21 protein-coding genes and 1 pseudogene are annotated in these 21,358 nt (G+C 69.8%); 6 read left to right on the top strand and 16 right to left on the bottom strand.

Features of this window, described 5'->3' with window-relative positions; all coding sequences use genetic code 11:
* The first annotated feature begins 83 nt into the window (after positions 1-83).
* Genes ACZ7NC_RS32910 through ACZ7NC_RS32900 form a run of 3 tightly spaced genes read left to right on the top strand, consistent with a single transcriptional unit; the run spans position 84 to position 1,866 of the window.
* The gene (locus ACZ7NC_RS32910; RefSeq protein WP_471493504.1) at positions 84-1,214 is read left to right on the top strand and encodes a hypothetical protein; all 1,131 of its coding nucleotides are present in this window, start codon (positions 84-86) and stop codon (positions 1,212-1,214) included.
* Positions 1,215-1,235: 21 nt separating this feature from the next.
* A complete protein-coding gene (locus ACZ7NC_RS32905) occupies positions 1,236-1,520 on the top strand; it encodes a hypothetical protein (protein ID WP_471493502.1) in 285 nt (94 codons plus the stop codon).
* Positions 1,521-1,524: 4 nt separating this feature from the next.
* Positions 1,525-1,866 carry a hypothetical protein gene (locus ACZ7NC_RS32900; RefSeq protein ID WP_471493500.1) on the top strand — a complete coding sequence of 114 codons (342 nt, stop codon included), beginning with the start codon at positions 1,525-1,527 and terminating at the stop codon, positions 1,864-1,866.
* A gap of 78 nt (positions 1,867-1,944) precedes the next feature.
* On the opposite strand, the gene ACZ7NC_RS32895 is transcribed toward ACZ7NC_RS32900, so the two are convergent.
* The 7 genes from ACZ7NC_RS32895 to ACZ7NC_RS32865 all read right to left on the bottom strand — a co-directional run bounded on the left by ACZ7NC_RS32895 (position 1,945) and on the right by ACZ7NC_RS32865 (position 7,048).
* On the bottom strand, positions 1,945-2,475 hold the full coding sequence (locus ACZ7NC_RS32895; protein WP_471493498.1) for a hypothetical protein: 531 nt from the start codon (positions 2,473-2,475) through the stop codon (positions 1,945-1,947).
* 329 nt (positions 2,476-2,804) lie between these two features.
* On the bottom strand, positions 2,805-3,050 hold the full coding sequence (locus ACZ7NC_RS32890; RefSeq protein ID WP_471493496.1) for a hypothetical protein: 246 nt from the start codon (positions 3,048-3,050) through the stop codon (positions 2,805-2,807).
* Between the two features lie 105 nt (positions 3,051-3,155).
* Positions 3,156-3,314 carry a hypothetical protein gene (locus tag ACZ7NC_RS32885; RefSeq protein WP_471493605.1) on the bottom strand — a complete coding sequence of 53 codons (159 nt, stop codon included), beginning with the start codon at positions 3,312-3,314 and terminating at the stop codon, positions 3,156-3,158.
* The gene (locus ACZ7NC_RS32880) at positions 3,301-3,456 is read right to left on the bottom strand and encodes a contact-dependent growth inhibition system immunity protein (RefSeq protein WP_471493603.1); all 156 of its coding nucleotides are present in this window, start codon (positions 3,454-3,456) and stop codon (positions 3,301-3,303) included. The genes ACZ7NC_RS32885 and ACZ7NC_RS32880 overlap by 14 nt, the downstream gene beginning before the upstream one ends.
* Positions 3,457-3,758: 302 nt before the next feature.
* Positions 3,759-4,070: a hypothetical protein gene (locus tag ACZ7NC_RS32875; protein ID WP_471493494.1), complete on the bottom strand. Its 312-nt coding sequence runs from the start codon at positions 4,068-4,070 to the stop codon at positions 3,759-3,761.
* Between the two features lie 311 nt (positions 4,071-4,381).
* Entirely contained in the window at positions 4,382-4,690 is a 309-nt protein-coding gene (locus ACZ7NC_RS32870) for a hypothetical protein (protein ID WP_471493492.1), read from the bottom strand.
* Positions 4,691-4,891: 201 nt separating this feature from the next.
* The gene (locus tag ACZ7NC_RS32865; protein ID WP_471493490.1) at positions 4,892-7,048 is read right to left on the bottom strand and encodes an SUKH-4 family immunity protein; all 2,157 of its coding nucleotides are present in this window, start codon (positions 7,046-7,048) and stop codon (positions 4,892-4,894) included.
* Positions 7,049-7,121: 73 nt separating this feature from the next.
* Here ACZ7NC_RS32865 and ACZ7NC_RS32860 point away from each other — a divergent pair.
* Positions 7,122-7,289 (top strand): annotated as a pseudogene (locus ACZ7NC_RS32860) (IS5/IS1182 family transposase); the annotation flags it as partial.
* A gap of 210 nt (positions 7,290-7,499) precedes the next feature.
* Here the strand turns inward: ACZ7NC_RS32860 and ACZ7NC_RS32855 are convergent.
* The 3 genes from ACZ7NC_RS32855 to ACZ7NC_RS32845 all read right to left on the bottom strand — a co-directional run bounded on the left by ACZ7NC_RS32855 (position 7,500) and on the right by ACZ7NC_RS32845 (position 14,918).
* Entirely contained in the window at positions 7,500-9,674 is a 2,175-nt protein-coding gene (locus ACZ7NC_RS32855) for an SUKH-4 family immunity protein (protein WP_471493488.1), read from the bottom strand.
* Between the two features lie 8 nt (positions 9,675-9,682).
* The gene (locus ACZ7NC_RS32850) at positions 9,683-14,119 is read right to left on the bottom strand and encodes a toxin glutamine deamidase domain-containing protein (protein ID WP_471493601.1); all 4,437 of its coding nucleotides are present in this window, start codon (positions 14,117-14,119) and stop codon (positions 9,683-9,685) included.
* Positions 14,120-14,333: 214 nt separating this feature from the next.
* Entirely contained in the window at positions 14,334-14,918 is a 585-nt protein-coding gene (locus tag ACZ7NC_RS32845) for a hypothetical protein (protein ID WP_471493486.1), read from the bottom strand.
* Positions 14,919-15,159: 241 nt separating this feature from the next.
* Here ACZ7NC_RS32845 and ACZ7NC_RS32840 point away from each other — a divergent pair, with 241 nt between their 5' ends.
* Entirely contained in the window at positions 15,160-15,531 is a 372-nt protein-coding gene (locus tag ACZ7NC_RS32840; protein WP_471493484.1) for a hypothetical protein, read from the top strand.
* Positions 15,532-15,578: 47 nt separating this feature from the next.
* On the opposite strand, the gene ACZ7NC_RS32835 is transcribed toward ACZ7NC_RS32840, so the two are convergent.
* The gene (locus ACZ7NC_RS32835; protein WP_471493482.1) at positions 15,579-15,929 is read right to left on the bottom strand and encodes an LppU/SCO3897 family protein; all 351 of its coding nucleotides are present in this window, start codon (positions 15,927-15,929) and stop codon (positions 15,579-15,581) included.
* 355 nt (positions 15,930-16,284) lie between these two features.
* Here ACZ7NC_RS32835 and ACZ7NC_RS32830 point away from each other — a divergent pair, with 355 nt between their 5' ends.
* Positions 16,285-16,713 carry a hypothetical protein gene (locus tag ACZ7NC_RS32830; RefSeq protein WP_471493480.1) on the top strand — a complete coding sequence of 143 codons (429 nt, stop codon included), beginning with the start codon at positions 16,285-16,287 and terminating at the stop codon, positions 16,711-16,713.
* Position 16,714: 1 nt separating this feature from the next.
* Here the strand turns inward: ACZ7NC_RS32830 and ACZ7NC_RS32825 are convergent, their stop codons facing one another.
* The 5 genes from ACZ7NC_RS32825 to ACZ7NC_RS32805 form a co-directional block, all read right to left on the bottom strand.
* Entirely contained in the window at positions 16,715-16,969 is a 255-nt protein-coding gene (locus ACZ7NC_RS32825) for a hypothetical protein (protein ID WP_471493478.1), read from the bottom strand.
* A gap of 112 nt (positions 16,970-17,081) precedes the next feature.
* The gene (locus ACZ7NC_RS32820; RefSeq protein ID WP_471493476.1) at positions 17,082-18,410 is read right to left on the bottom strand and encodes an SUKH-4 family immunity protein; all 1,329 of its coding nucleotides are present in this window, start codon (positions 18,408-18,410) and stop codon (positions 17,082-17,084) included.
* Between the two features lie 87 nt (positions 18,411-18,497).
* Positions 18,498-20,426 carry an ATP-binding protein gene (locus tag ACZ7NC_RS32815; RefSeq protein WP_471493474.1) on the bottom strand — a complete coding sequence of 643 codons (1,929 nt, stop codon included), beginning with the start codon at positions 20,424-20,426 and terminating at the stop codon, positions 18,498-18,500.
* 79 nt (positions 20,427-20,505) lie between these two features.
* On the bottom strand, positions 20,506-20,823 hold the full coding sequence (locus ACZ7NC_RS32810; RefSeq protein ID WP_471493472.1) for a DUF397 domain-containing protein: 318 nt from the start codon (positions 20,821-20,823) through the stop codon (positions 20,506-20,508).
* An 84-nt stretch (positions 20,824-20,907) separates the two neighbouring features.
* Positions 20,908-21,294, bottom strand: coding sequence for a hypothetical protein (locus ACZ7NC_RS32805; RefSeq protein ID WP_471493470.1), 387 nt, complete (start codon positions 21,292-21,294; stop codon positions 20,908-20,910).
* Positions 21,295-21,358 lie beyond the last annotated feature (64 nt).

Below are 21,358 nucleotides of genomic sequence, written 5' to 3'. Positions count from 1 at the left end.
AGCGGTCGTACGCGGTGGCGAGTCGCCGTGCCCGGCGGCACCGAACCGCCGACCGTTGATCTGATGCAGGCAATGGGGGAGATATGAACTTTCGTGTAGAACCCGGTGCGATCGACGGCTTCTCGAAGCTGGTGGGGCGTGCCGCGGACGGCAGTGCGCAGGCTGTCTCGTACACCGGCAATCACGCGCAGATCGAGAAGTCGGCGGGCGGAGCGGCCTGGGACCTGGTCGCGGGTGACCACGACCAGTACGTCAGCGAGGCCAAGAAGGCTCTGGACAAGGTCAAGAGCCTTCTGGAGGCATCCGAGAAGGAACTGACGGGCACCGCCAAGTACTACCGGGAGACGGACACCGACGAGGCGGCCAAGCTCGACGCCACCTATCCGGGATCCAAGGTGTCGGGCGGCGGTTCCGGGGGCGACCCGCAGGACTTCTCCGACGCCAGTGACGCCGTGGATGTGCTGAAGCCTCCGGGCGACCCGACGAACCCCATCGTCAAGTACGCGTCGGGTCACGCGGACGAGTACCAGATGAACCCCGTGCAGAAGACGCTGGGCAGCGTCCTCGACCTGGGCAGCCCCTCGGCGATGGCCGTGGAGGCGTCCAAACTGCTCTTCGACTTCGACCCCTTCGCCGAGTGTACGAACTGGGTGTTCGGCGACTGGAACAAGTACAACGACTGCTCCGACGTATGGGGCAATCTCGCCTCCTTCTGCGACGCGGTGGCCGCCAATGTCCGCAAGGGCACGCAGAACGTCGGTCTGAGCTGGGACGGCAACGCCGCGAACGCCGCGACCGTGTACTTCGACGAGTTCACCAAGAAACTCGAGGAGATCAAGGAGACCTTCAAGTCCCTGCAGAGCTGTTATGCGCAGGCGGCGCAGATGGCGTTCCAGTTCGCGGAATTCCTCAAGTCGTTCCTGGTGATGTTCTGCGATCTGCTCGTCATCTGGCTGGTGAATCTGCTCGCGGCACAGGCCGTCAACGCCATCCCGGTCGGTGGGCAGGCCGCGTCGATCGCGATGTTCGCGCTGGCAGCGGCACAGGCCATCCGGCTCATGCAGATGTGGGCCGAGGCGGCCAAGGCGTTCGACACGTTCGCGTCGGCGCTGGCCGCGCTCGGGGTGGTCATGTCGGCGGCCGTGAACGGGTTCTCGGCAGCGGACGGTTTTCCGCAGGTGGGTACCAGTGGCTACGACCACGCCGCGGTGTAGGCGCCAGGAGGCCAGGTCGTCATGAGTTTCTTCGGTGGGGTCAGCGACCTCGAGCTCTTCCTCTCGCGTTGTCGCGTCATGAGCGTCGCCTCGGTGCCGGTGTGCTTGGCCGCGATGGTCTTCTTCATCAAGGAAGAGGGCTGGCACTTCAGTCTGCTGTTGTGTTGTGTGCTGCCGCTGGCCGCCGCCTATCTGGGCATTCGGGGCAAGAGTGAGATCCGTGCGGGGATGGCAGCGTCAGGGCTCGCCTTGGCCCTCGCCACACTGCCGTTGACGTTCGTGTTGGCGTCGCTCGAGGGGGCGTAGCGCGATGGGCATTTCGTCGTCCGGGGATGGCGATGAGCTGCGGGCGCGGTTGCAGGCTCAGGGCCGGGCGGAGCTCGCGGAGGGGCGGCGGCGCGATGCGCGCCGGGTGCGTGGGTTGTACGCGGCGTTCGCTGGGTTGGTGACCCTCGTCTGCCTCGTCCTGATCGTCGTACGGCTCGGTGGGGGTGACGCGGCGGGTGTCTGGGTCGCCACGTATGCCGGGGGTGTTGTCCTCGGCGGTCTGGGCTTTGTCCTCGCTCGGGGCGGCCGTACGCGCTGGGCGATCACGGTGATCTGCGTCGCCGTAGCGCTGGCGAGCCTCGGCGACAGCCCGGCTCTGCGCTGAAGCGAGCTCGCCGAGGACCGGGGCTCGGCTACCGACCGGGCTCCAAGAGGGCGGCCCGGACCGGCACCTGATGAGACGTCACATCTGACGGCGCCTGCTACCGATGAGGTACGCGAGGCCCCACGCGGCGGCCGCCGCGAGCAGCAGGCCGAGCGGCGAGAACCAGTCGACTCCGCCATCGATCTCGTTGTTCCACCACGCCTTGGCCGGGATGAGCGGGTCGGCCTCCATCATGTCCCCGATGGCAGCGGTCGACTGGCTCTCGGCGATGAGGAGCGGGATGGCGTTGGTGAAGCCGAAGAAGGTGCCGGCCGCGGCGATGACGGCCCCACTGACGTGGGCGCCGGTACTGCGATGGCCCACCAGACCGACCAGGCATCCGACGATCGCGCCGTTGATCAGCGCGTGGACCAGGTAGATGGTGTGCGCCTGGGTGAGGGTCTGGTCCTTGTATGTGGCCAGGACGAGACCGCTGTAGAGCAGCGAGACGATGACCGACGCGAACAGGCCGAGGAAGACGGCGCCTACGGGGTGACCGCTTGCGTTCGGGCGCTGCCCGTAGGGCGCCTGGAACGGCGATGTCGACTGCATCGGGTACATCGGTTGCATCGGCTGCCCCGGGGCCGGGGCCGGGGGCATTCCGGGGTGCATCGGAGGCTGGCCGGGGACGGGCGGCACTCCAGCCTGCACGGGGGGCTGGCCGGGAACGGCCGGCGGGCCGAACCCCGGTGCCTGCTGCGGCGGGGCCGGTTGCATGTACGGGTTGCCGGGGTCTTGCGGGGGCTGCTGGGGCGGCGGTTGGAACGGCGGCTGGCTCATCGGATTCCCACGGAGTGAACAGATAGGAACAGCAAGTTATCAGTGAGATCAGGAGGGGGCCGTGGGGGTCGGCGCGGACTACGTGAAGACCGCCGGGCTCGGAGTAGGGTCCAGGTGGCTCAACCCACCGGGAAAGCGGAGGCTGTACGGCTCCAGCCCTGGCCGCCGAAGGGGACCGAGCACCATGGGCCGTCGACGAAACCGATCTCGTGGTCGCCGCCCGCCACGTCGCTGCGGTCGCGGATCCAGGTGACATTGCGAAGGTCCGTGGTCCACCCCGCCTCGGTCGCGCCGGGCCTGCCGGTGAAGGAACGGGCTCGGGAGGCGTACGCGAGTTGGAGTCGGCGGTCGGTGATCTGCAGCATGACCGCCGTGCTGTTCCTGGTCCGAGGCAGTACGGCGCGGGCCGGCTGGCGGGCCAAGCTGTTGCAGCCGCCGTGGAAGGGCTTGCCACACCCCGCATCAGTGCTCTACGGAGTCATGAACCGCTCAACCTTCTGCTGCAGGTCAGGTGGCAGGTCGGTCAACTCCGCGACAATCACGCGAAGCTCTCGGCCGAGTCCGGAAGCCTCAGTCCAGACCGCTGGGTTCCTGGTGAGGGCCGCGGACAGTAGATCACCTTCGTACATGTCCCCCTCTGCCATCGGGGTTGTCCCGCAACACCTCGAGTGCCAGCGGCAGGAGATCGGGCAGTCCAATGTCCTGCCCGATCAACAGACGCATGTCCTCGACGGTCAGCTCACCGATCGGCCGACGCCGCAAGGCGTGCACCGTAGCGACAAGACGGGTGGCGTCGGTCGACGGGGCTGGCCAGCGGTCGCGTTCAAGCTCTTCAAGGGATCGGTCACGGTTCAAGGGGCGGGGCACACCCGATTGTCCTACGACGAGATCTCAAACGCGGTATCAGCAAGGGCAATATCGATCCACGTTGCCGAGGCTCGAACCAGCCAGTCACTGACGGCGCGCTCGGCTTCAGCAAGCCGCGACCGTCCCCTGCTGGAGCACATCGGCACACGGCAGTGATCCAGCACCGTCCGGCCGCAAGCCCCCCCCCCGCCCAGGTCACCCAGGTGTCAGACCCATTCAGCCCCGTAGGAGGCCAAGTCCCAGGTGCTGTCCTCGAAGTCGTGCCCGTCGAGGATGAGCGTCCACGCCTCGGCCCGGGTGGCGGCACCATCGATCTGCTCGCACCACCTGGCGAGGTTGTGCTGCGCGTCCTTGTGGTCGGCGACGTAGGGGAAGTGTGTCCTGCGGAACTCGTCGTACAACCGGACCATGGCGAAGAAGTGTGTGAGGCTGCTGCCGGCGACGGGGGCGGGCGAGCCACCCGTGGTGTCCCTGAAGAGCCGACCGGTGCTGCCGTCGAGCAGGAGCCTGGAGTACATCCAGGTACCGAGCTCGTATCGGCACTCATCCCCCGGCAGTCGATCAGTGTGGCGCTGGGCCAGCGGTCCCGAACTGCTCGTAGATACGCGGTCTTGCCGCTGAGCGCAGGACCGAGAACAGAGAACACCCGCCGCTGCCGTGCGGGTAGCTCCCGCCAGACCTCGATGAGAGCCCAGTCCTCAGCGTTGATCTCGGGCACTGGGGTGATCCCTTCCTGTCTGCGCGACTGGCGCCGGGTGGTCGAGAGAGGCTGAACCGGGAACGGCCGGGCCGGTGGTGGCGGGCCCGCCGTGTCGAGGTCTATGGATGCCTACGGGCAGATGAATTCGTCGGTGTCCGTGACGTGGCCCCAGTTTCTCGTGGCTGCCGCGGCGGGGTCGATGGCCGCCAGCCAGGACCTGAGTTCGTCGATGAGATCCTCCCCGTCGAGGCCGCCGCTCGTGCTGTAGGCCGGCATGTACTTCCAGTGCAGGCACACCACCGCGGTGAGCTGGGCCAGGGAGGAGCCGGCCAGGGGGTCGCCGGGCCGCTCGTCGTCGATCGCGCCCTTCCTCGACTGTCGCAGTACGCGGCCGGTGGGGCCGTCGAGGAGCAGGACGCCGCCGATCCAGGTCTCCACAGGGCTCGAATTCCGCATACATCGCCGACGCTTCGTAGCCCCCCGGATTCGCCCGGTCGCGCACGGAATGCGTCGCCGAGCAACCGGGTCGGCCGGCACGCCCGGACGGCGCCACGCATGATCGCCGGGCCCGCCGCCGACACCGATGGGCGCGCCCGCGGGGACGCGGAGCACCTCGGCCCGGCCGCCCAGGTGGATCCGTCAGACCCGGTCGTCGAAGTTGTAGTCCTCGAAGACCCGTTGCCAGCCCTGTGTCCGGAAGGCCTGAGGGTCGATGCGGTTCAGCCAGTGACGTACATCCGTCTCGGTGTCCTCGACCGACCAGTCGGAGGCGAACCACCAGTAGTAGAGGCGGACCATGGCGACGAACTGGCCGAGACTGCTTCCGGCCAGCGCGTCGTCGATCCCCGACGAACCGTCCTGCAGCACGCTCCCGTCGCGGCCGTCGAGGAGGAGTCGCGCACCTTGCCAGCTGCCGAGGGAGAAATACGTGGGCTCCGTCTCGGCCGGCTTGCCGAGGGGCTCGGTGACGGGGCGCAGGCCCGTGTCCGCAAGGCCGGTGGTGTCGAGTTCGAGGAAGCCGGTGACACAGGGGAAGCCGACTGTGGAGAGGAATTCGCGCGCGCCGATGTCAGAAAGGGTGGCCGGCAGGGTCTCCTGCGGGAAACGGTTGACCGCCGCAGCTCCCCAGACGTCGGTCAGCCAATCGGTCGTGGGGGTCAGGGCCACAGTCGGCAAGTCCGCCGGAGCGAGCTTCGTGTCGGTGCCCACCAGACACTTGAGGAGGCCTGGTGCGGCTTCCTGCTCGGCGCTCTGATTGATCTCGACCACGCACACCCCGTCGGTCGAGGCCAGAGCGATGAGACGGCCCGAGCGTACGCCGCGACGGATGTACTCGGGCATGCGGGGCAGATCCACTTCGCCGCCGGCGGCTCCGGCAGGGCGCCATCCTTGAGGCCCCTGATCCGCCTGTGTCATGCCGGACGCGTCCGCTGCCTCTGCGGGCTCGGTTCGGGGAGCGCCTGTGGCCAGGTCCCAGGTGCCGATGTGGTCGCGGCGGGTGCGGGCCGTGAGCAGGTCGCCGGTCGGTGTGTGCACGATCCGGAGTGTCCGGATGACGGGGCGCCTGACCAGTGCGTCCGTGCTGAAAACGCCGGCACCGACGCCCTCGGCCCAGAGCGTCCGCCAGGGCAGGGCCACGGGCCCGGCCGCCGACAGGAGCCGATCGGCGGCTGCTTTCTCCGTCGGCCCGCCCTGCATCAGGGTCAGGTGCAACAGCGCCAGCCACTCACCTTGGGACGACGGCCGAACACCACGGCGCGTCAGGTAATGGAGGCGGGCCCCGGCACTTCCCTGCGGGATGGGCAGCTCCTGGAACGCGGCCTCGAACGCCTCGAAGAGCGACTCGTGGCCGACCCCGGTGACTGCTGCGACGTCCTCGAGGAATGCGTCGAACCGGCCGGCCGCCGCAGCGTGACCGGCCAGGGCGTGACCGGCGTACCAGCGTGTCGCCGCGGAGGCGTCTGTGGCCGACAGCGCGGTGACTGCGCGCGCGTGACAGGACCTGGCCTCCTCGGCAGGCATCTCCGTACGCAGTTGCCGGGCCACTGCCTCCTGCTTGAAGGACACGAGGGGAGTGCCCGCCCCGTCGTCCGTCCGATGGATCCAGTCACCGGCCGCCGCGTCGCCGAGCAGCGACTCGAGCCGGGACTCCGGGACGTCCCGGCCGAGGGCCGAACAGAGCAGGGACCACACGGACATGGGAACGAAGCGGTGCTCGGCCAAGGCCAGTGCACGGAGGGCGGACGACAAGGCCGCATCCTCGTCCGGCTCCGCCAAGCCGGGCATGGCCTCGAAGCCCCCCTGCAGCGTCAGATGCCGTCCGCCCAACTCGGCAGCCCTGCCCGGAGCATCGTCGACTTCGACCAGCAAGCGCATCCGCAGCCCGCGCCGATGGTGCTTGATCAGCGCCCGTGCCACCTGATCGAGCACACGCTCCGGTTCGCGCGAGGTGCGCAACCGGCCCGCCCACTGCGTGTTGGTGAGTACGACCACGGGGTCGTCGCTGATCCGGCCGACCACGACGGCGAAGTTGCCCTTGAAGGAGTCCGTGGCGGCGATGCCAAGGGCCGAGGCCACGTCCCGGGCCACCTCCTCCGCGGACCTGCCGGCGCAGTCGACGTGGGCCGCGGCCGGATGGCGGGCAACGACCGCGCGTAGCAGCGCCGTTCTGCCGCTGCCCGCGCGCCCGCCGATCCACAGCCAGGCGCTGGTGTTGCGAGGCCGGTCGATCCATCGCAGCGCACGGTTCAGCGCGAGTTCTGCCGTGACTTCATCCGGGTTCGGGGTGGTACTCATGCGTCAGGTCTTTCCTACCGTCAGGTCTTCTCTATGCAGGCCTCTTTGGCGTCGGCAAGGCGTAGGCCTTGAGAAACGTCCCGGGCGGGACTTCCTCCAGGCCGAGGAGGACGACAACGCCGAGCACCGCAAGGTCCGGACCCGCGTGGAACATGGCATCGGCCGAATGAAGAACTACAAGATCGTCCGCGACTGCGGTCAGCGCGGCGACGTCCTCCGTCACGCGGTCCAAGCCGCCGCGTGCTCGTTCGACTCGGAAGAGCTGGCCACGCGGCTCCCGCTCCGCGCGGGGACGAGCGGAACCTGCGAGCGGCGTACCGGCCCACCGGTCCCTGTTGGGGCCAGAGCCCCGGTCTGCCGTCCGCCGTTGCGGACACCAGCGCCTGGCCGGCGCGGGACTGGGCCGCGGAATCCCAAGGCCGTCCCCCGCCAGTCACGCTCGTTGGGTGCGTCAGTCGTTATGCAGTGCGTACGTCCACGCTTCGGACTGGGAGCCGGCCGCGTCGATTTCCCAGACGGCATCTTCGATGTGCTGCCGGAACAGATGGTCTTCGTCCCGGTTCTCCACCGTGCCGAGAATGCGACGTCCGGTGATCCACCATGTGACCATGGCCAGGAAGCGGTCGAGGGACGTTGCGACGAGGAAACCGTCGAGCCCGCTCTCGTCGGCTGTGCGCGGCATGCGCAGGACGTGTCCGGAGGGGCCGTCGATCACGATCTCGGCGCCCATCCACAGACCGATCTGGAAGAACGGGCCGCTTTCTGCGGGCTGTTCGATGTCTTTGGTCCAGGCCAGTTCCCACAGGAATTTGTCGTAATCAGGCTCCAGCCTGATTCCCTTTTCGTCCATGACGGGAAGACCGATGCTGGTGAGTACCCGGCGGGCCGTTTCGTCGGTGAGTCCGGTCGGCAGGTCTTCCGGTCGGCTGCGCAGAACGGGCGCGTTGGGGAAGAGCTTTGCCAGATCGGCCGCGGTCGTCGCGGAGGCGTCCGTGAGGAGAGTGGGGCCTGCGGCTGTCTTTGCGCCAAGAAGCGGAGCCCCGCGGAGGGGAGTGAGGACGTGCTCTGCTTCCGTATCGGCGGCCTCCACGGCGAAGGCACCCCCGGGGCCGGCGAACACGGTCAGGGCGCCCATACGCAGTGAGACAGGCAGGAACTCGTCATCGGGCCCCTCCTCGCTGTCGTTGTGAGCCAGGAGTTCGCGTCGACGGGTCGGGCCGGCCCAGCCCGTCTCCGGGGGCCAGGTCAGTGCATTCGTGGCCTCGTCGGGGAAGTCCTCGTCGAACCAGGGGCCTGCTACGAGCTCCGCGGTCTGGGCGTCCCACACACGCACACCCTTGTCCGAGGCCTTTGCGGCCACCGCCGGGCGACCGTGCCAGCGCACCTCGAACAGGGTGTAGACGGGACCGGGCTCGAGGTAGCTCGGGTCGTAGCCGCCCGGGGGGCGCCAGTGGGTCCATCGGGTCTTCCAGGGAAGACGTACGCCGGATTGTTCGATGGCGGCGCACAGTTCGGCGTCGTTGCGCGCCTTGGCCATCAGGTGCAGCCACGCCGCCCACTCGCCCTGATTCGTCGGCGCCACCCCGTACATCCACAAGTACACCGCGTCGGCGGCTGCGTTGGAACCGGGCACCGATCCGTCATGCGCGCAGTGGGCTGCGTCCAGGAGTGCGTTCTGCGGAAGGTTGGCCAGGACGCCGCCGTCTCGCAGCAGCTCGTCGAACTCGCCTGCCTGTACCGCGTGCATGGCCAGACCGTGGGCGGCGTAACGGCCCAGTGGGCCGGAGGCGGCCCAGCCGTCCGGGTGCCGCAGCCGGGGAGCGAGCTCGCGCAGCCACCGGGCCATGTGGCTGTTGACCTGTTGGCTCAACTCGGCCGGTGTCTCACGGCGCAGTGCTTCGGCCACCGCTTCGTCGGCGAAGGAGACTTCCGCGTCGGTCACGGTGAGGACTTCGGGGAAGCGGTCGGCAAGCTCGCGCAGGGCTGCCTCGTCGTGGCCCGGGGCTTCTGCGGCTCGGGCCAGCTCGTTCCAGGCTTCCCAGGGCACACGTCGTGGCTCGGACAGGGCCAGTGCCCGCAACTGCGGAGACTGCGAGGCGGCTACGATTGCGGACGCGCGTGCGATCTGCTGGCCGTCGGGCGATGTGTCGTCAAGCCAGAGCTGAGGCCAACGACGCGGCCGTTCGTCAGGAGCCGGGGGCGGCGCATCGACCACAACGCTCGGTCCGGCGAGGGCGAGACGCTCCGACACCCGTTCGCGAACGAGAGATGGCTGGGCGGACCTGCGGGTGAGCCCTGCCTGGCCCGCGAGTGTGATCAGAACCAGCTTGCCGGCCCCGTGCCGACGGACGGCCTCGCGCCAGGTATAGGGCCGCGCCTTGTCCTCGGGCACCCCGACGAGCCTGAGAGCGCTTCGGAACACGTCTTCCGCATCCACTTCCGTGGCATCGAGCAACACACTTTGGGCGATGTGCCGGTGCACTTCTTCGAGGACGCCCGTCGTGCCGGTGACGCTGACGACTTCCACATGCCTCTTCTTGGGGTCGCCGTCGCCCCACCAGTCACGTATCTGTGCGACTGCCTGGTCCGGAGCGAGGCGTTCGGGGCCGTGGGACGACTCGGACATGGAACTCCCTACTGCGGCGGATCGACGTGCAGCATAGCCTTCGCCCAAACCGAGCCGATGGCTGAGAGATGGCGATCCATCTCGGCCTGCATCTCCTCCTCATTCTCGGTGCGTATCTTCTTCACCCTGTTGGCTATCTGCTGGTCGGTGAGCCCGCTCTTCTCCTGCTGGCTCTTCAACTTCTCCCGTGCTGCGTCCCGTTGGGCCACACCTTCGGGATCGGTCCGGTACGTGGTGCTGTAGTAGACGGGAACCTTTCCGTCCTTGAAATCCGGGTGCGTACGCAGTCGTGTCGAGCAATCGGCGTGCCCCTGCCCGGAACCGCACGGTTCGCGCTCCGTGTAGAGGCCGGCCATCCGGTACTTCTTGCCTTCCGGACCTGAGTTCGTTCTGTCGAACCAGTCGAGGAGGTGTTTCTCCGAGTGCCGGGGACTGACACCAGTGGGGTCCGCCGGGACTGAGGAGTCGACGACGAAGGTGCTGTTTCCTTTGTTGTCGACGACTTCGATGACGGCGTAGTTCTTGCCTGAGAAGTCGGGCTTGTGTGGCGCCATGGCGTCGATGAGGGCGTTGACCTGGGCATTGGTGGGGCTGGCTTTGTGTTCTCCGGTGACTCGATGATGAAGTTCGGAGATGTTCTTGTTGGTCTCCGGGTCCGAACGGTACATCTTCGGGAATTTCGCGTTGGCCTCGTCGCGGGCCTCGGAGCTGCGCGCCCGATCGTTGTCGGCGGCTACGTCGGGTGTTCCGTCGGAGCGTGTGGAGTCCGCGTAGGGGCGGCCGTCCCGGTCGTGTTCGGGATTGTGTCCCACTCCCTGGCTCTCGTGGTATCCAAGGCTGAGCCGGGCCAGCGAGGCGACAACGGCGTACCGCTGTCCGTCGTTCATCTGACGGAAGTCGTCGCCCAGGGCGTCTTCCAGTTCCTGTCGCGTGAACGCGGTGGGCGGCAGGTCGGTGTCGCCGTTCTCGCGGGCCTGGTTGTACGCGTCCATCCGGTCCGCGGCAGTCTGCAGGAGGGGCGTCAGACGGCCTTCGTCCGCCCAGTTCCGGAGACTGTCGTGTACGGGGTCCAGCCCGATGCGGTGGACCTTCAGACCGCGCGGAGCATCCGGGTCGTAGTCCTTGTGCTGGTCCTGGTCGTCGCTCGGGTAGTTGCGGATCTCCTGCTGGGGCGAGTCCGGAGGGAGGTTCTGGTGCTCTTCCGTTCTGTCCTCCGGCTTGGGCAACGACTTGTTGCGCTCTTCCCGGGTCGGGTCGTCGGGCGGATTCTGGTCGTCCTGCTTCGGATCTGCGCCTGCTGGATCCTCCGCCGGTCGTCGGTCGGTCCCGGCGGGAGTGAGGGGGGTCTCTCGGCCGGCCTGGTTGGTGCTGTCGGGGCGTGAGCGGTCACCCGTGGGTCCACCGTCGGGCGAGACCGGCTGCCTGTTCCCGTCCAGCGGAATCGCGAAGACACCGTTGTTCCCATTGTGCAGCGGCGTCGAGCTCTGCTGCCCCGTCTGGGCGTCGATGTATGTGATCTCGCCGTTGTGGTTGACGGCGTTCCACGCGTGCGCCCGCCCGTTGGCGTCCTGCGTGATGATCACGGCCTGCGAGCCGTGGCCGCTGTTGCGGAGGGTGTTTTCCAGGCGGTTGAAGGCGTCGCGGCCGTTGCCCATGTCGCTGAAGCGGGCGCCGAGGGTGTTCTCGATGCGGTCGCGGCCGCCCTTTTCGCCGCGGTCCGAGGGGTTGCCGTCGGCGTCCAGGTCGGGTGTACGGCTGGCCGCTGCCGTGGGGTTGCCCGCGTAGGTGTCCACCGTGGACAGGGCCACGTCGACACAGTTGTTGTTGCGGCCGGGGGCGTCCCGGCCTTCGCCGTTGATGCGCTCGACCCAGCGGCCGTCCGCCGGGTTGGGCGGCCGGGTCGGGTCGCCGTTCTCGTCTCGGGGGACCGCGTTGTCGAGGGCGTCCTGCTCCGCCCGGGTGGGGTCGGTGACGCCGCCCGGGGGATTGGTGTTGCGGGTCTCCGAGGCCGGAGTCGGGGGCTCCTTCGGCTTCGGGGTGTCCGAGGAGTTCTGCTGGTTGGGGTTGTGAGGGGTGGAGTCCGGGGACTGTGGGGTGGACTGCTGGGGCTGGTTGTTCGGCGTCGGGGTCACGGTCACGTGGTGGACCGGGACCGGGATGACCTGCGGCTGCTGCTGTTGGTTCGGGGTGTTCGCCGGGGGCTGTTGGGTGTTGGGCTGCGCCCCCGGCTGGTTCGGGGTGTTCGGCGTGCTGCCCGCGGGCTGGTGGGGTGGCCTGGCGGGGGAGGGGCCGGCGCTCGGCTGGTTCGGAGTGCCGGGCGTGCCCTGAGGGGTGGGGGAGTTGGTGGCGGAACCGGGCTGGGTCGAGGAGTTCGGGGTGCCGCTGCTCGATGTCGGGGTGTGCCCGGGGCCGGTACTGGTCGAGGGGGAAGGCGTCGACGTGGGGGTGCTCGCGGACGGCGATGCGGTCCTGGAGGGTGTCGACTGGGCCGGGTTCTGGTTCGGGCTGGTCGTGCTCGGGTTCTGGCCCGGGGTGGTGGTACGGGTGCCGGTGGCCGGGTCCGTGGTGTTGCGGGGCGGTGTGCGGTCGCCCGGGGTCGTGCCAGGGGTGTTGCCGGGCGTGGAGCGGTCGCCCGGGGGCGTGTTGCCGGGCGTGTTGCGAGGCGTGGTCGCGTCGCCCGGCGTCGTGCTCCCAGGTGTGCGCAGAGTCGGTATTCGCCCGTCGGGCGTGCTGGATGTACGCCCGTCCGCCGTACCGGGTGTTCGGCCGTCCGGAGTCGGTGTCGGCGTGCTCCGAGGCGTCGTCGGTGACGTGGGGCTCGGTGTGGACGCGGGACCGGTCCCTGCGGCGGACGGCGTGCCGACGGAAGGGTTCTTCGCCGGGCCCGAGTTGGGATTCGGGCTCGTAGCGGACGGAGCGCTGCCGGAGGCACTGGGACTGTGGTGCCCACCCGGTGCCGCACCCCCGGTGGAAGGTGCCGTGGGCGACGTCGGCATCGCTGAGCCGCCGTCCGACCGGCTGCCTGAACTGGAGGGAGAGGAGTCGGCCGTCGGTGTCGGTGCTGCGTTGGACTGCGTGGGGGTGGTGGCGGCCAGGCTGTCGATGTTGGTGCCGATCGAGCCGCCGCCCGGCGAGGACGACGTACCACCCGACGATGTGGGAGCCGGTCCGGAGTGCGGGCTCGGCGAGGAGAGACCGGAGACGGACGGGCCGCCGCCCGAGTGCGAAGGGCCGGACGTGCTCGGAGTGCCGGACGAACTGCTGGAGTCGGAGCCGTTGGACGAGGGACCGCCGGGTGAGGGGTCGTCGAAGTCCGACAGGGACGGCCCCGCAGAGGGACCCGGCCTTGAGTACGGGCTGTCCGAGGACGAGGGATTCCCGGCATCCGGTCCCGACCCGGAGCCGGAGTCGGGATCCGCACCGATATTGGGTGCGCCGATGTCGTTGCCGCCCGTGTCGGCGGATATGCCGTTGCCTATGTTCGCGCCGGGAATGTTGCCGTTGCCCGCACGGGTCGAGGTGTTGGAGTCGGACCCTGACGAACTTGACTCGGAAGACGAAGAGTCGGAGGAAGAGGAGTCGGAGGACGACGAATCCGAGGACGACGAATCCGAGGAAGGGGAATCCGAGGAGGACTTTGGGCTCTCCGACCCGGAGTCGCCGCCGATGTCACCCCCCGACGGCCCCGACGGCCCGTCGTACCCATCGATGCGGCTGTCGACCGCGTGCCGGGCCCGGCTGCCCGCCTTCTGCCCCAGACTGTCGCGGACGCCCTCGGCAAGGGTCTGCGGGGTCTGCTTCAGGGCGTCCAGGCCCGCAGTGCCGCCGGCCTTGATGGTGGCGCCGATGTCGTAGCCCTCCTGGGCGCCGAAGCCGACGTTCACGGTCTGGCGGATGAGGTCGGTGATGATCGCCTCGATCGCCGAGATCGCGGGCTCCTTCATCGCCTCGACGATCGCCTCCATCAACGCCTTTTTGAGCTCGTCGAGCAGGCGGCGCACGATCAGCCGGGTGACCTGCGTGGCGCCGAGGCCGGCGACCTCGGACAGGCCGAAGGTGAAGGGCGCGGCGGCGTGCGCGGCCACGATCTCGATGGCCAGGGCGATCAGCTGGGCGATCACCGCCCACTTGGCGAACTCGACGAGGTAGGCGCAGGCCTCCATCACATTCGCGATGATGAAGGCGGCCTCGGCGGCGTTCCGGAGGTAGCCGTCGCCCGCGCCGCCGTCGAACTTCTCGTAGGTCTTGGAGAACTTGTCGATCGATTCCCCGGCGTTGTGCGCCAGGACCTGGCGGGCGCTGGCGTTCGCGGCGGTGTGCAGCCCGTTGACCTTCTCGCCGAACTCCCGCCACAGGGCGGCCGAGTCTCTGAGCTTGTCCTCGTCCGCCGTTGGCCACCTGTAGCCCAGCATCTCGAGAACCCACTCGAGCTCGTCCGGCAGCATCATCGACACAGCAGCTAGCACCCCCGTAAGCCAGACGGCTGTACAACTCCCCCACCCGTCAAGGGAAATCACCCAGGAGTACAGCCGCCCGCAAAGTTTACGGACTTACCAGCAGGCTGGTTCAGGGGGTTGCTGTCACAAATCCGTTGCAGGTCGCCACCGTCGCGCGAAGGGCAGCGGTCCCGGCACCGGTCCGGTGGCGACACCGCTCGGTTCAGTGCGTACGGCCCCGGGTGCGCTCCCGGTGCCCCCTGACGTCGGGCCGGCCGATGTGACCCTCGGCGCGCTCGGACTCGCCGAGCCAGATGTGCGGGACGTACTGCTTGACCGCCGAGGTGACCTGCTGTTGTTGGGCGGCGGGGAAGGGGAGGCGGTGGCGCAGGCGCGGCAGGTCGGGGTGCAGTGGCTCCTCGTCGCGGACCAGGGTCCACAGGACCGGGTCGTCGCGGTCGATGGGGCCGGACGGGAACAGCTCCAGCGAGTAGACCTTCGTGGTGCGGCCGAACCTGCTCCAGTACAGACCGACTCCGGCGAGGGTCTGCCAGGGGATGACGTTGCGGGCCTTGCCGTTGTCGACCCACAGGCCGGTGTGGTCGAGGAGGATCCGGTTGTGGCGGTTCGCCCAGTGGCCGATGAAAAGGAAGGCACCGAGGACGCCGAGCGCCAGCATGACCAGCAGCCCCGCGAAACCCGCGACGCTCGACTCACCCTTCTGGTTCCCGGTAGCAACCAGCACCGCGCCGAAGACGCCCACGAAGCCGATCGCTATGAGGACGACGGAACAGGGGAGCCCGGTCATGGCGCCTCTGCGGCCGGTCCGTATGACCGTGGCGTTGGGGGAGGGCGTAGGTGTGTGCGGGGGCAACATGGTGCGTGAGCCTATCGAATCCCGGGACGTGGTCGGCGGGCGCGTGCCGCCCGCCAACGCGCCTCGGCCGCAGCGCATTTACGCCTTCCGGAGCCGGCGCGACCCGCCGATCCCCCGGCTCACGGCTTGCCGGTGCTTCACGCCCGTACGACTGGTACTACGCTGCCTCGTCATGACGACGCACGACGGAGAACAGGCGCTGGCGGAACGCGGCGAGGGGGATTCGGTCCGGCAGGGCACGGACGGACTCCAGGTGCGTTTCCGAGAGCTGCGGGCTCCGGCATTCGGGACGGAACGGTCGCAGCAGGCGTGGAGCGCCCGTATCGGCCTCATGGGCGCCGGCGCGCTGGTCGGGCTGGGCTGCCTGTTCGGGATCGTCGGGCGCCTCGACAGCGGTACGGGCGTCTGGACCGTGGCGTACGTCGTGGGCCTCGCCCTGGCCGGTCCCGGCGTGGAGCTGGCACGACGCGGCCGTACCCGCTGGGCCCTGATGGCGATCATCGTGGCGGCGGTGGGCGCGACGCTGGGGAACGCGTTGCCCTGACCCCACCCCAGCTTCGGTCCGCCGCCCCGACACGGGCGAACCCCAGCTCACACCTTCGTGAAGCACATCGTGTAGTCGAAGCGCCGGCTGTTGTAGTGCTGAATGCCGTAGTCGTACGCCGACGTGCACTCCTGGCCCTGGCCGGGCAGCAGTTCACCCATCTTGTACTCGGCCTCCGGTGAGCCGCAGTCGACGACCGTGGGCACCGGCTCGCCCTTCGGGTCCGCGACCTTGACGCAGTCGCCGACCTCCGGTTCGTGCGTCTTGGCCTCCTCGGCGGCGGCCGACGCCGACGCCTCCGCCTTCGCCTTTCCGCCGGTGGGGCTGGTGTTGTAGTCCCAGACGTAATAGCCCAGTCCGCCGACGACCGCGATGACGACGACCGCGGCCTTCACCATCCGCAACGCGGCTCCCGGCTGCGGACGTTGAGGCCCGCCCGGCGGCTGCGGCTGCTGGGGCGGGTATCCGTACGGCGGCTGCGGCTGTTGCCCGTACGGCTGCTGTGGTTGGCCATACGGCTGCTGCGGCTGACCGTACTGCGGTTGCCCGTACGGCTGATTCGGGTACTGCGGTGGAGGCGTCGACATGCCTGGGGACCCCGTACTGGATGAGCGTTGCATGAGCGAAAGTAAGATCAACTCATGGTTGACGGAGCGCAGACTACCCTCCGAGGCCGGCCGCGGCACCGCGCCCCCGCGTGACGGGAGATACTGCGGGTGCCGAGTGCGGACAGGAGCAGCGAGGAGAAGCGACATGGCCAAGCAATCCGACAACTCACCGAACCGGGACGGCTCTTCGCAGGACCGAGGCGTACTGGACGAGGCACTCGAACCGGCGCAGATCCGTTCGCTGAACTCCGCCCTGCGCAAGCTGACCGAGACCGACGGAGTCAGCAAGGACATGCAGGAAGCCGCCAAGAAGCTGCTCTCCGGCCGCCTCGCCCTGCGCGATGCCCTCGACGACCCCGCGGTGGCACGCGCCCTGGGCGGAGGAATGGCGTCCCTGCGCGGTCAGTGGGAGTCGCTGTCGGAGGAGGAGCGCGACCGCGTCAGGCACGGGGAGGCGTCGCCGAGTGGTGGCCCCTCCTCCGGGGCGGCAGAGCCCAAGGGCCCGCAGAGTCAGTCCTCGCAGCCCCCGAAGAAGAGCCAGGGGCGCCACAGCGGCGGATTCTCGCTGTACTGATTCAGGAGGCCTGGCGCTGCTCGCGGTACCGCGCGATGGCCGTCCGGGTCGGGTAGTTGGGGACGGTGACGGTCTCGCCGGTGTCCTTGGCGACCACGATCTTGCTGCCGCCGGGCGGAGCGGGCTGCGGCCGGCCGGCGGCGTCCGTGACCGGCGGGAACACCGCGTACACCAGGTACCCGATGTCGAACTCCTCGGCGCGCAGCTCGGCCGGGGTGCCGTCCGGCAGCTTGGGCTGCGCGTAGCGGCTCCGCACGATGTCGAGAGCCTACTCGGCGGTGGTGGGCGGGGCCGCGTTCTCCGAAGTCACGTGCTGCGCTCCTGGTCGGGTGGGTCCGGATGTCGCGGCGGGATCCTCGCGGCGCAGGTCAGAACAGCCCGTGCCACATCTGCTCGACGATCAGTGACCACCAGGTCTCCGCGTTCGCGAGCGCGGACGCGTCGATGGCCACCAACTGCTCCTGCAGCGCGGCGACTTCACCGCCGACCGCGACCGGGTCCAGGCCGCGCATCCGCTGCCGTACGGTGCTGAGCAGCGCCAGAGAGCGGGCGAAGGCGGCGGCCGAGACGTTGACGTAGCGGGCGGTGGCCGTCACCGGATCGACGGCCCAGACCGCGCCGAGGCCGTCCGGCTGCCCCGCCCCCGGCCGGCACTGCACCGCGATGACCGCCACGCCGTCGAAGCCGATCCGTGCCAGGTGCGCCAGGACGCCGATCTTCTCCTCGCCGGCCGGGCTGCGCCGCTCCCGCAGATTCGCCGCGACGTCGGTGAACAGGCCACCGGCAGGCGGCGCGTCGGGCCGGTCGGCGGTGAAGAAAAGCGGGAGGTCGGCGGGAAGCCCCGCCCACGTGAGCGTCGCCTTGATGTCCTCCGGCAGCGGGCTGCCCGCGATGACGTCGGCGTCGTAGCGACGTACGCCGTCCTCACCGAAGACCTCGACGAGATGACGGCCGAGGGCCTCGTCGGTCATCGGCTCCGCGGGCGTCATCTGGGCGGGAACCGGGACGCGGTACGGGCGGGGCGGCGGCTGCTGACCGGCGATCCGGTGCATCGTCTCGACCTGCTCGACCAGCGCCGCGATGCCCTCGGCCCGCGCCTCGGGGCGGGCACCGTAGGTCTGTGAGCAGGAGAGCTGCGCGTTCGGGAAGGTGTTGAGGAGTTCGGCCGTGTAGCCGCCGGGGAGCAGGCTGGGGCGCAGGTCGGTGTGGATGGCCAGGACACTGTCGACAGGGACGTTCATCCGCCGCAATTCGGCCCACGCCTGGTACTCGGCGGGGGGCAGGCCGGGGCCGGAGTTGCGGAAGAGGGTGGTCTCCTCGCCGTTCGCCGGGTCGACGTAGGTGAAGACGGCCGTGTTGCCCGGGCCGGTGACCGGACGGGTCCCTCCCGGCGAACCCTTCCCCTGAGCCGCGCCGCCGTGCTTCTGCCGGTACATCCGCACGACCTCGTCCACCGGCACCGACGGCCACACCGTCAACTCGCCGGTACGGCGGTCCACGACCCCGCACGCGTTGCCGATCTCGGCGGGCGGCCGCCGCTCCCCGGTCTCCGGGTCCCGCTCGGGCTCCGCGGGCGCGGCCCACACGACCCAGCCCAGGTCGAACTCCTGCGTCCGGACCTCACGGCGCGGCTCCGCCGAGCCCTCAGGGTTGAGCCACCGGTCGGCGATGGCGAGCGCCTGCTCCTGGCTGGTCACGGGGGAGGCTCCTTCGGAATGGTCGATGGGGGCTGGGGGACGAGGGGTGGGCCGGTGTCGTGGACTCCACGCGGCGGTCGTACGTGGCTACGAGGCTATCCCCGCGCCCGCCGAGCGGATACGCAGGGCCTTCGCCCCGCGCTCGGTGGCGAGGAGCAGGATCCCGTCGGGGGACAGGTCGGCGGCGGTGAAGGGGGTGTCGGAGATCAGCGCGGCGACGACCTCCTGGCTCGCGCGTTCCCAGACGCGCAGGTAGTCGGCGCCACGGCTCAGCCCCAGCGGGGCGGCGGCACGTTCCTCCTCGGAGGGACGAAGGATCTGCCGTGGGTCGGCGTCGCCGAGGTGGTCCGGCTGGACGAGGCCATGGACGAGCACCGCGGAAGGAGACCCCTCGCCGACCGGGAGCGCCTCGGGTGTGCCGGCGGGCACGACGAGGACGGCGACCGGGACGGCCGGTCCGTCCGGGCGGGGCAGGCTGCCGACCGTCACGGCGCTGATGCCGGGGACGGGCAGGCTCCACAGTGTCTGCCAGGGCAGTTCGAGGCCGAGCCGTCGGCGTATCGCGTCGGCGTACTCGGGCAGGCCGTCCTCGACGAACGCGGTCTCCAGCAGGGCGGCACGCAGCGTGACCGGCGCCTGGGTGCGGGTCAGCAGCGGGGCCGTACGCAGATACGTACGGGCCGCGGCGCCCAGCTCCTCGACCGGTACGGCCTCCACGGCGGAGCGCAGCGGCACCGGATCGGCATGGACGAACAGCCCGGGATCCGTGAGGAGTTGAGGCAGCAGCCCCGCCTCCAGCGTGTGCCCCGCGATGTTGTCGCGTACGTAGGGGTCGGCCTTGCTCCAGTCCTGCTCGGGCACGGCCTCCAGCAGCGCCATCGCGACCTGCGTCTGAGCGGCGCGGACGCCGGGCAGTGCGGCGCGGATCTCGTCCCCGACGGCCGGGTGCAGCAGCCGCAGCAGCGTACGGGGCCCGTCCGCCCCGTCGGCTTCCACTTCCTCGGGCAGTACGAAGGGTCCGGCGAGGAGCATCCCGTCGGCGATGGCCTGGCTCATGTCCCGCCCGGCGACCGCGCTCACGAGCCGCGCCCACAGCTGGACCGGTATCCCCTCCGCCTCCGCCAGGGCGAGCGGGGCCAGCAGCAGCCGTAGCGTCCGCGGGTCGGCGCCGAGCCGCTCGGCATGCAGGTCCAGGGCCTCGCCGACGGACGTCGGCAGGTACCTCTCGTCGGCCGGGTCGAAGTCCTCCGGGGCCATCAGGGCGCAGTTGACGGCGAGTTGGACGACCAGCGGACTGGTCCCGGCCCGGCGTCCGATCGCCGCTCCCAGGGCGAGACGGACCGCGGGATCCACGGTGAACGGCAGCTCGGGCGCCCCGAACTCCGGGTTCAGCGCGGCCTGGGCCTGCAGCACCAACCCCTCGGGGTCGGCCCACTCAGGCTCGTCCAGATCGATGACCTGCGCGGTGCCGGGCGGCAGGCCTGCGGCCAGCTCGGCGGCCAGCGGTCGTGGCACCTCCGCCAGCAGCCGGACCGTCCCGGTGGCGGCCAGGGGAGCCAGTACCTCCCGTACGAGCCGGGCGGGCTCATCCGCGGCCCGCACCGGACCGGCGCGGTCGACGTCCGGTACGACGACGGTCACCGGCTCGTCGAGGGCGGCCAGTTCGGCGAACACGTCCTCGGTGCCGGCGGCGTCGAGCTCGTAGTGGTCGGCGAGCAGCCAGAGGACCTGGGCCGCGGTCAGCCCGTCGGGGGCCGGTACGGCCGGGGCCGGCAGGTCCGGCGGCACCGTCGACGGATCCAGCTCGTCCAGCGGCAGCCGCTTGCGGTACTCCGGCTCGCACAGCATCAGGAACCCGGTGATCAGCCGCGAACGCCCGCTGCCGGAGCTGCCGGTGAGCACGACCACCCGCGGAGCGCCGGGCGCGGCCGCGCGCCAGGAGGTGAGCGCACGCAGCGCGGCCGTCCGGCCGCCTATGTGGGGGTGCGGTGCGTAGTCCTCGGTCGAGCCGGTCATGGGTCCCCGTCCTCCGCCGTCGCGGATGCCTTCGCCTACGACGCCGATCTTAGGCGCCCGGCCTGGCCCGGAGCGCGGCCTACTCGGCCGCCACCCCACCGTTGTGCGGCGCCGCCTCCAGATCGAACTCCCCGTCCCGCGCCCCCAGCACGAACGCCCGCCACTCCGCCTCGGTGTAGCGCAACACGGTGCCGGGATCCAGGGAGGACCGCATGGCCACCGCGCCCGCGGGCAGGTACGCGATCTCGACGCGCTCCTCGTCCGCCTCGGTGCCGGGCGCGCAGTGCCACTCGACCCCCGAGATGTCGAGGGCGTAGAGCTCGTCCCGCTCCCGCTCCTTGCGTGCCTTGATGTCCTCGGCCTGAGTCCCGACCTCGTTGTCCCGTGCCTCGGTCATGCCGCTGGGCCTCTTCCTGACGTGCGAACGACGAACGTGTCTCACCCTACTGGCGTCGATCGCCCCGCACGTGCCCGTCGCGGATCAGAGGCTCTGGTGAGGCCGCAACCTGGCGTGTACGGCACCGGACGGCACCTTCACCTGGCCGTCGTAGTCGGCCATCGTGTCCTTCCAGATGGCGTCCTGCTCGGCCTCGTTCAGTTCGTGCGCCACGCCCATCTTGGTGAAGGCGACACCCATCCCGGCGATGCGCTCCGCGAGGCTGCCCATCGACTCGTACATGCCGTCGCGCAGGCCCTCGTAGACGACGCCGAACTTCTCGCCGATGTCGTCGTCACCCCACGGCGGGGTGTCACCCTTCTCGAGCGCGGTCAGCCCGGTCTGCAGGGCCGTCACGGCCTTGGCGAAGTCCAGGCCGGTATTGAACATGTGGAAGCCCTCGGTCTTGAGGACCTGAGGATCGGAATCCATGTAGTCCGACGGCACAACTGCCCCCCGTGGCTGGTCTTTTCTGTCGTGACGCCACCTTAGCCGG

It is taken from the genome of Streptomyces sp. NPDC111802 (assembly GCF_055634335.1).
The sequence above is the reverse complement of the archived record's forward strand: the minus strand, read 5'-3'. Positions and strand labels throughout refer to the sequence as shown.

Coding starts and splice junctions, on each gene's coding strand:
- ACZ7NC_RS32910 (WP_471493504.1), top strand. CDS start 84: ATGAACTTTCGTGTAGAACCCGGTGCGATCGACGGCTTCTCGAAGCTG.
- ACZ7NC_RS32905 (WP_471493502.1), top strand. CDS start 1,236: ATGAGTTTCTTCGGTGGGGTCAGCGACCTCGAGCTCTTCCTCTCGCGT.
- ACZ7NC_RS32900 (WP_471493500.1), top strand. CDS start 1,525: ATGGGCATTTCGTCGTCCGGGGATGGCGATGAGCTGCGGGCGCGGTTG.
- ACZ7NC_RS32895 (WP_471493498.1), bottom strand. CDS start 2,475: ATGCAACCGATGTACCCGATGCAGTCGACATCGCCGTTCCAGGCGCCC.
- ACZ7NC_RS32890 (WP_471493496.1), bottom strand. CDS start 3,050: ATGCTGCAGATCACCGACCGCCGACTCCAACTCGCGTACGCCTCCCGA.
- ACZ7NC_RS32885 (WP_471493605.1), bottom strand. CDS start 3,314: ATGTACGAAGGTGATCTACTGTCCGCGGCCCTCACCAGGAACCCAGCG.
- ACZ7NC_RS32875 (WP_471493494.1), bottom strand. CDS start 4,070: ATGTACTCCAGGCTCCTGCTCGACGGCAGCACCGGTCGGCTCTTCAGG.
- ACZ7NC_RS32865 (WP_471493490.1), bottom strand. CDS start 7,048: ATGAGTACCACCCCGAACCCGGATGAAGTCACGGCAGAACTCGCGCTG.
- ACZ7NC_RS32855 (WP_471493488.1), bottom strand. CDS start 9,674: ATGTCCGAGTCGTCCCACGGCCCCGAACGCCTCGCTCCGGACCAGGCA.
- ACZ7NC_RS32850 (WP_471493601.1), bottom strand. CDS start 14,119: ATGCTGCCGGACGAGCTCGAGTGGGTTCTCGAGATGCTGGGCTACAGG.
- ACZ7NC_RS32845 (WP_471493486.1), bottom strand. CDS start 14,918: ATGACCGGGCTCCCCTGTTCCGTCGTCCTCATAGCGATCGGCTTCGTG.
- ACZ7NC_RS32840 (WP_471493484.1), top strand. CDS start 15,160: ATGACGACGCACGACGGAGAACAGGCGCTGGCGGAACGCGGCGAGGGG.
- ACZ7NC_RS32835 (WP_471493482.1), bottom strand. CDS start 15,929: ATGGTGAAGGCCGCGGTCGTCGTCATCGCGGTCGTCGGCGGACTGGGC.
- ACZ7NC_RS32830 (WP_471493480.1), top strand. CDS start 16,285: ATGGCCAAGCAATCCGACAACTCACCGAACCGGGACGGCTCTTCGCAG.
- ACZ7NC_RS32815 (WP_471493474.1), bottom strand. CDS start 20,426: ATGACCGGCTCGACCGAGGACTACGCACCGCACCCCCACATAGGCGGC.
- ACZ7NC_RS32810 (WP_471493472.1), bottom strand. CDS start 20,823: ATGACCGAGGCACGGGACAACGAGGTCGGGACTCAGGCCGAGGACATC.
- ACZ7NC_RS32805 (WP_471493470.1), bottom strand. CDS start 21,294: ATGGATTCCGATCCTCAGGTCCTCAAGACCGAGGGCTTCCACATGTTC.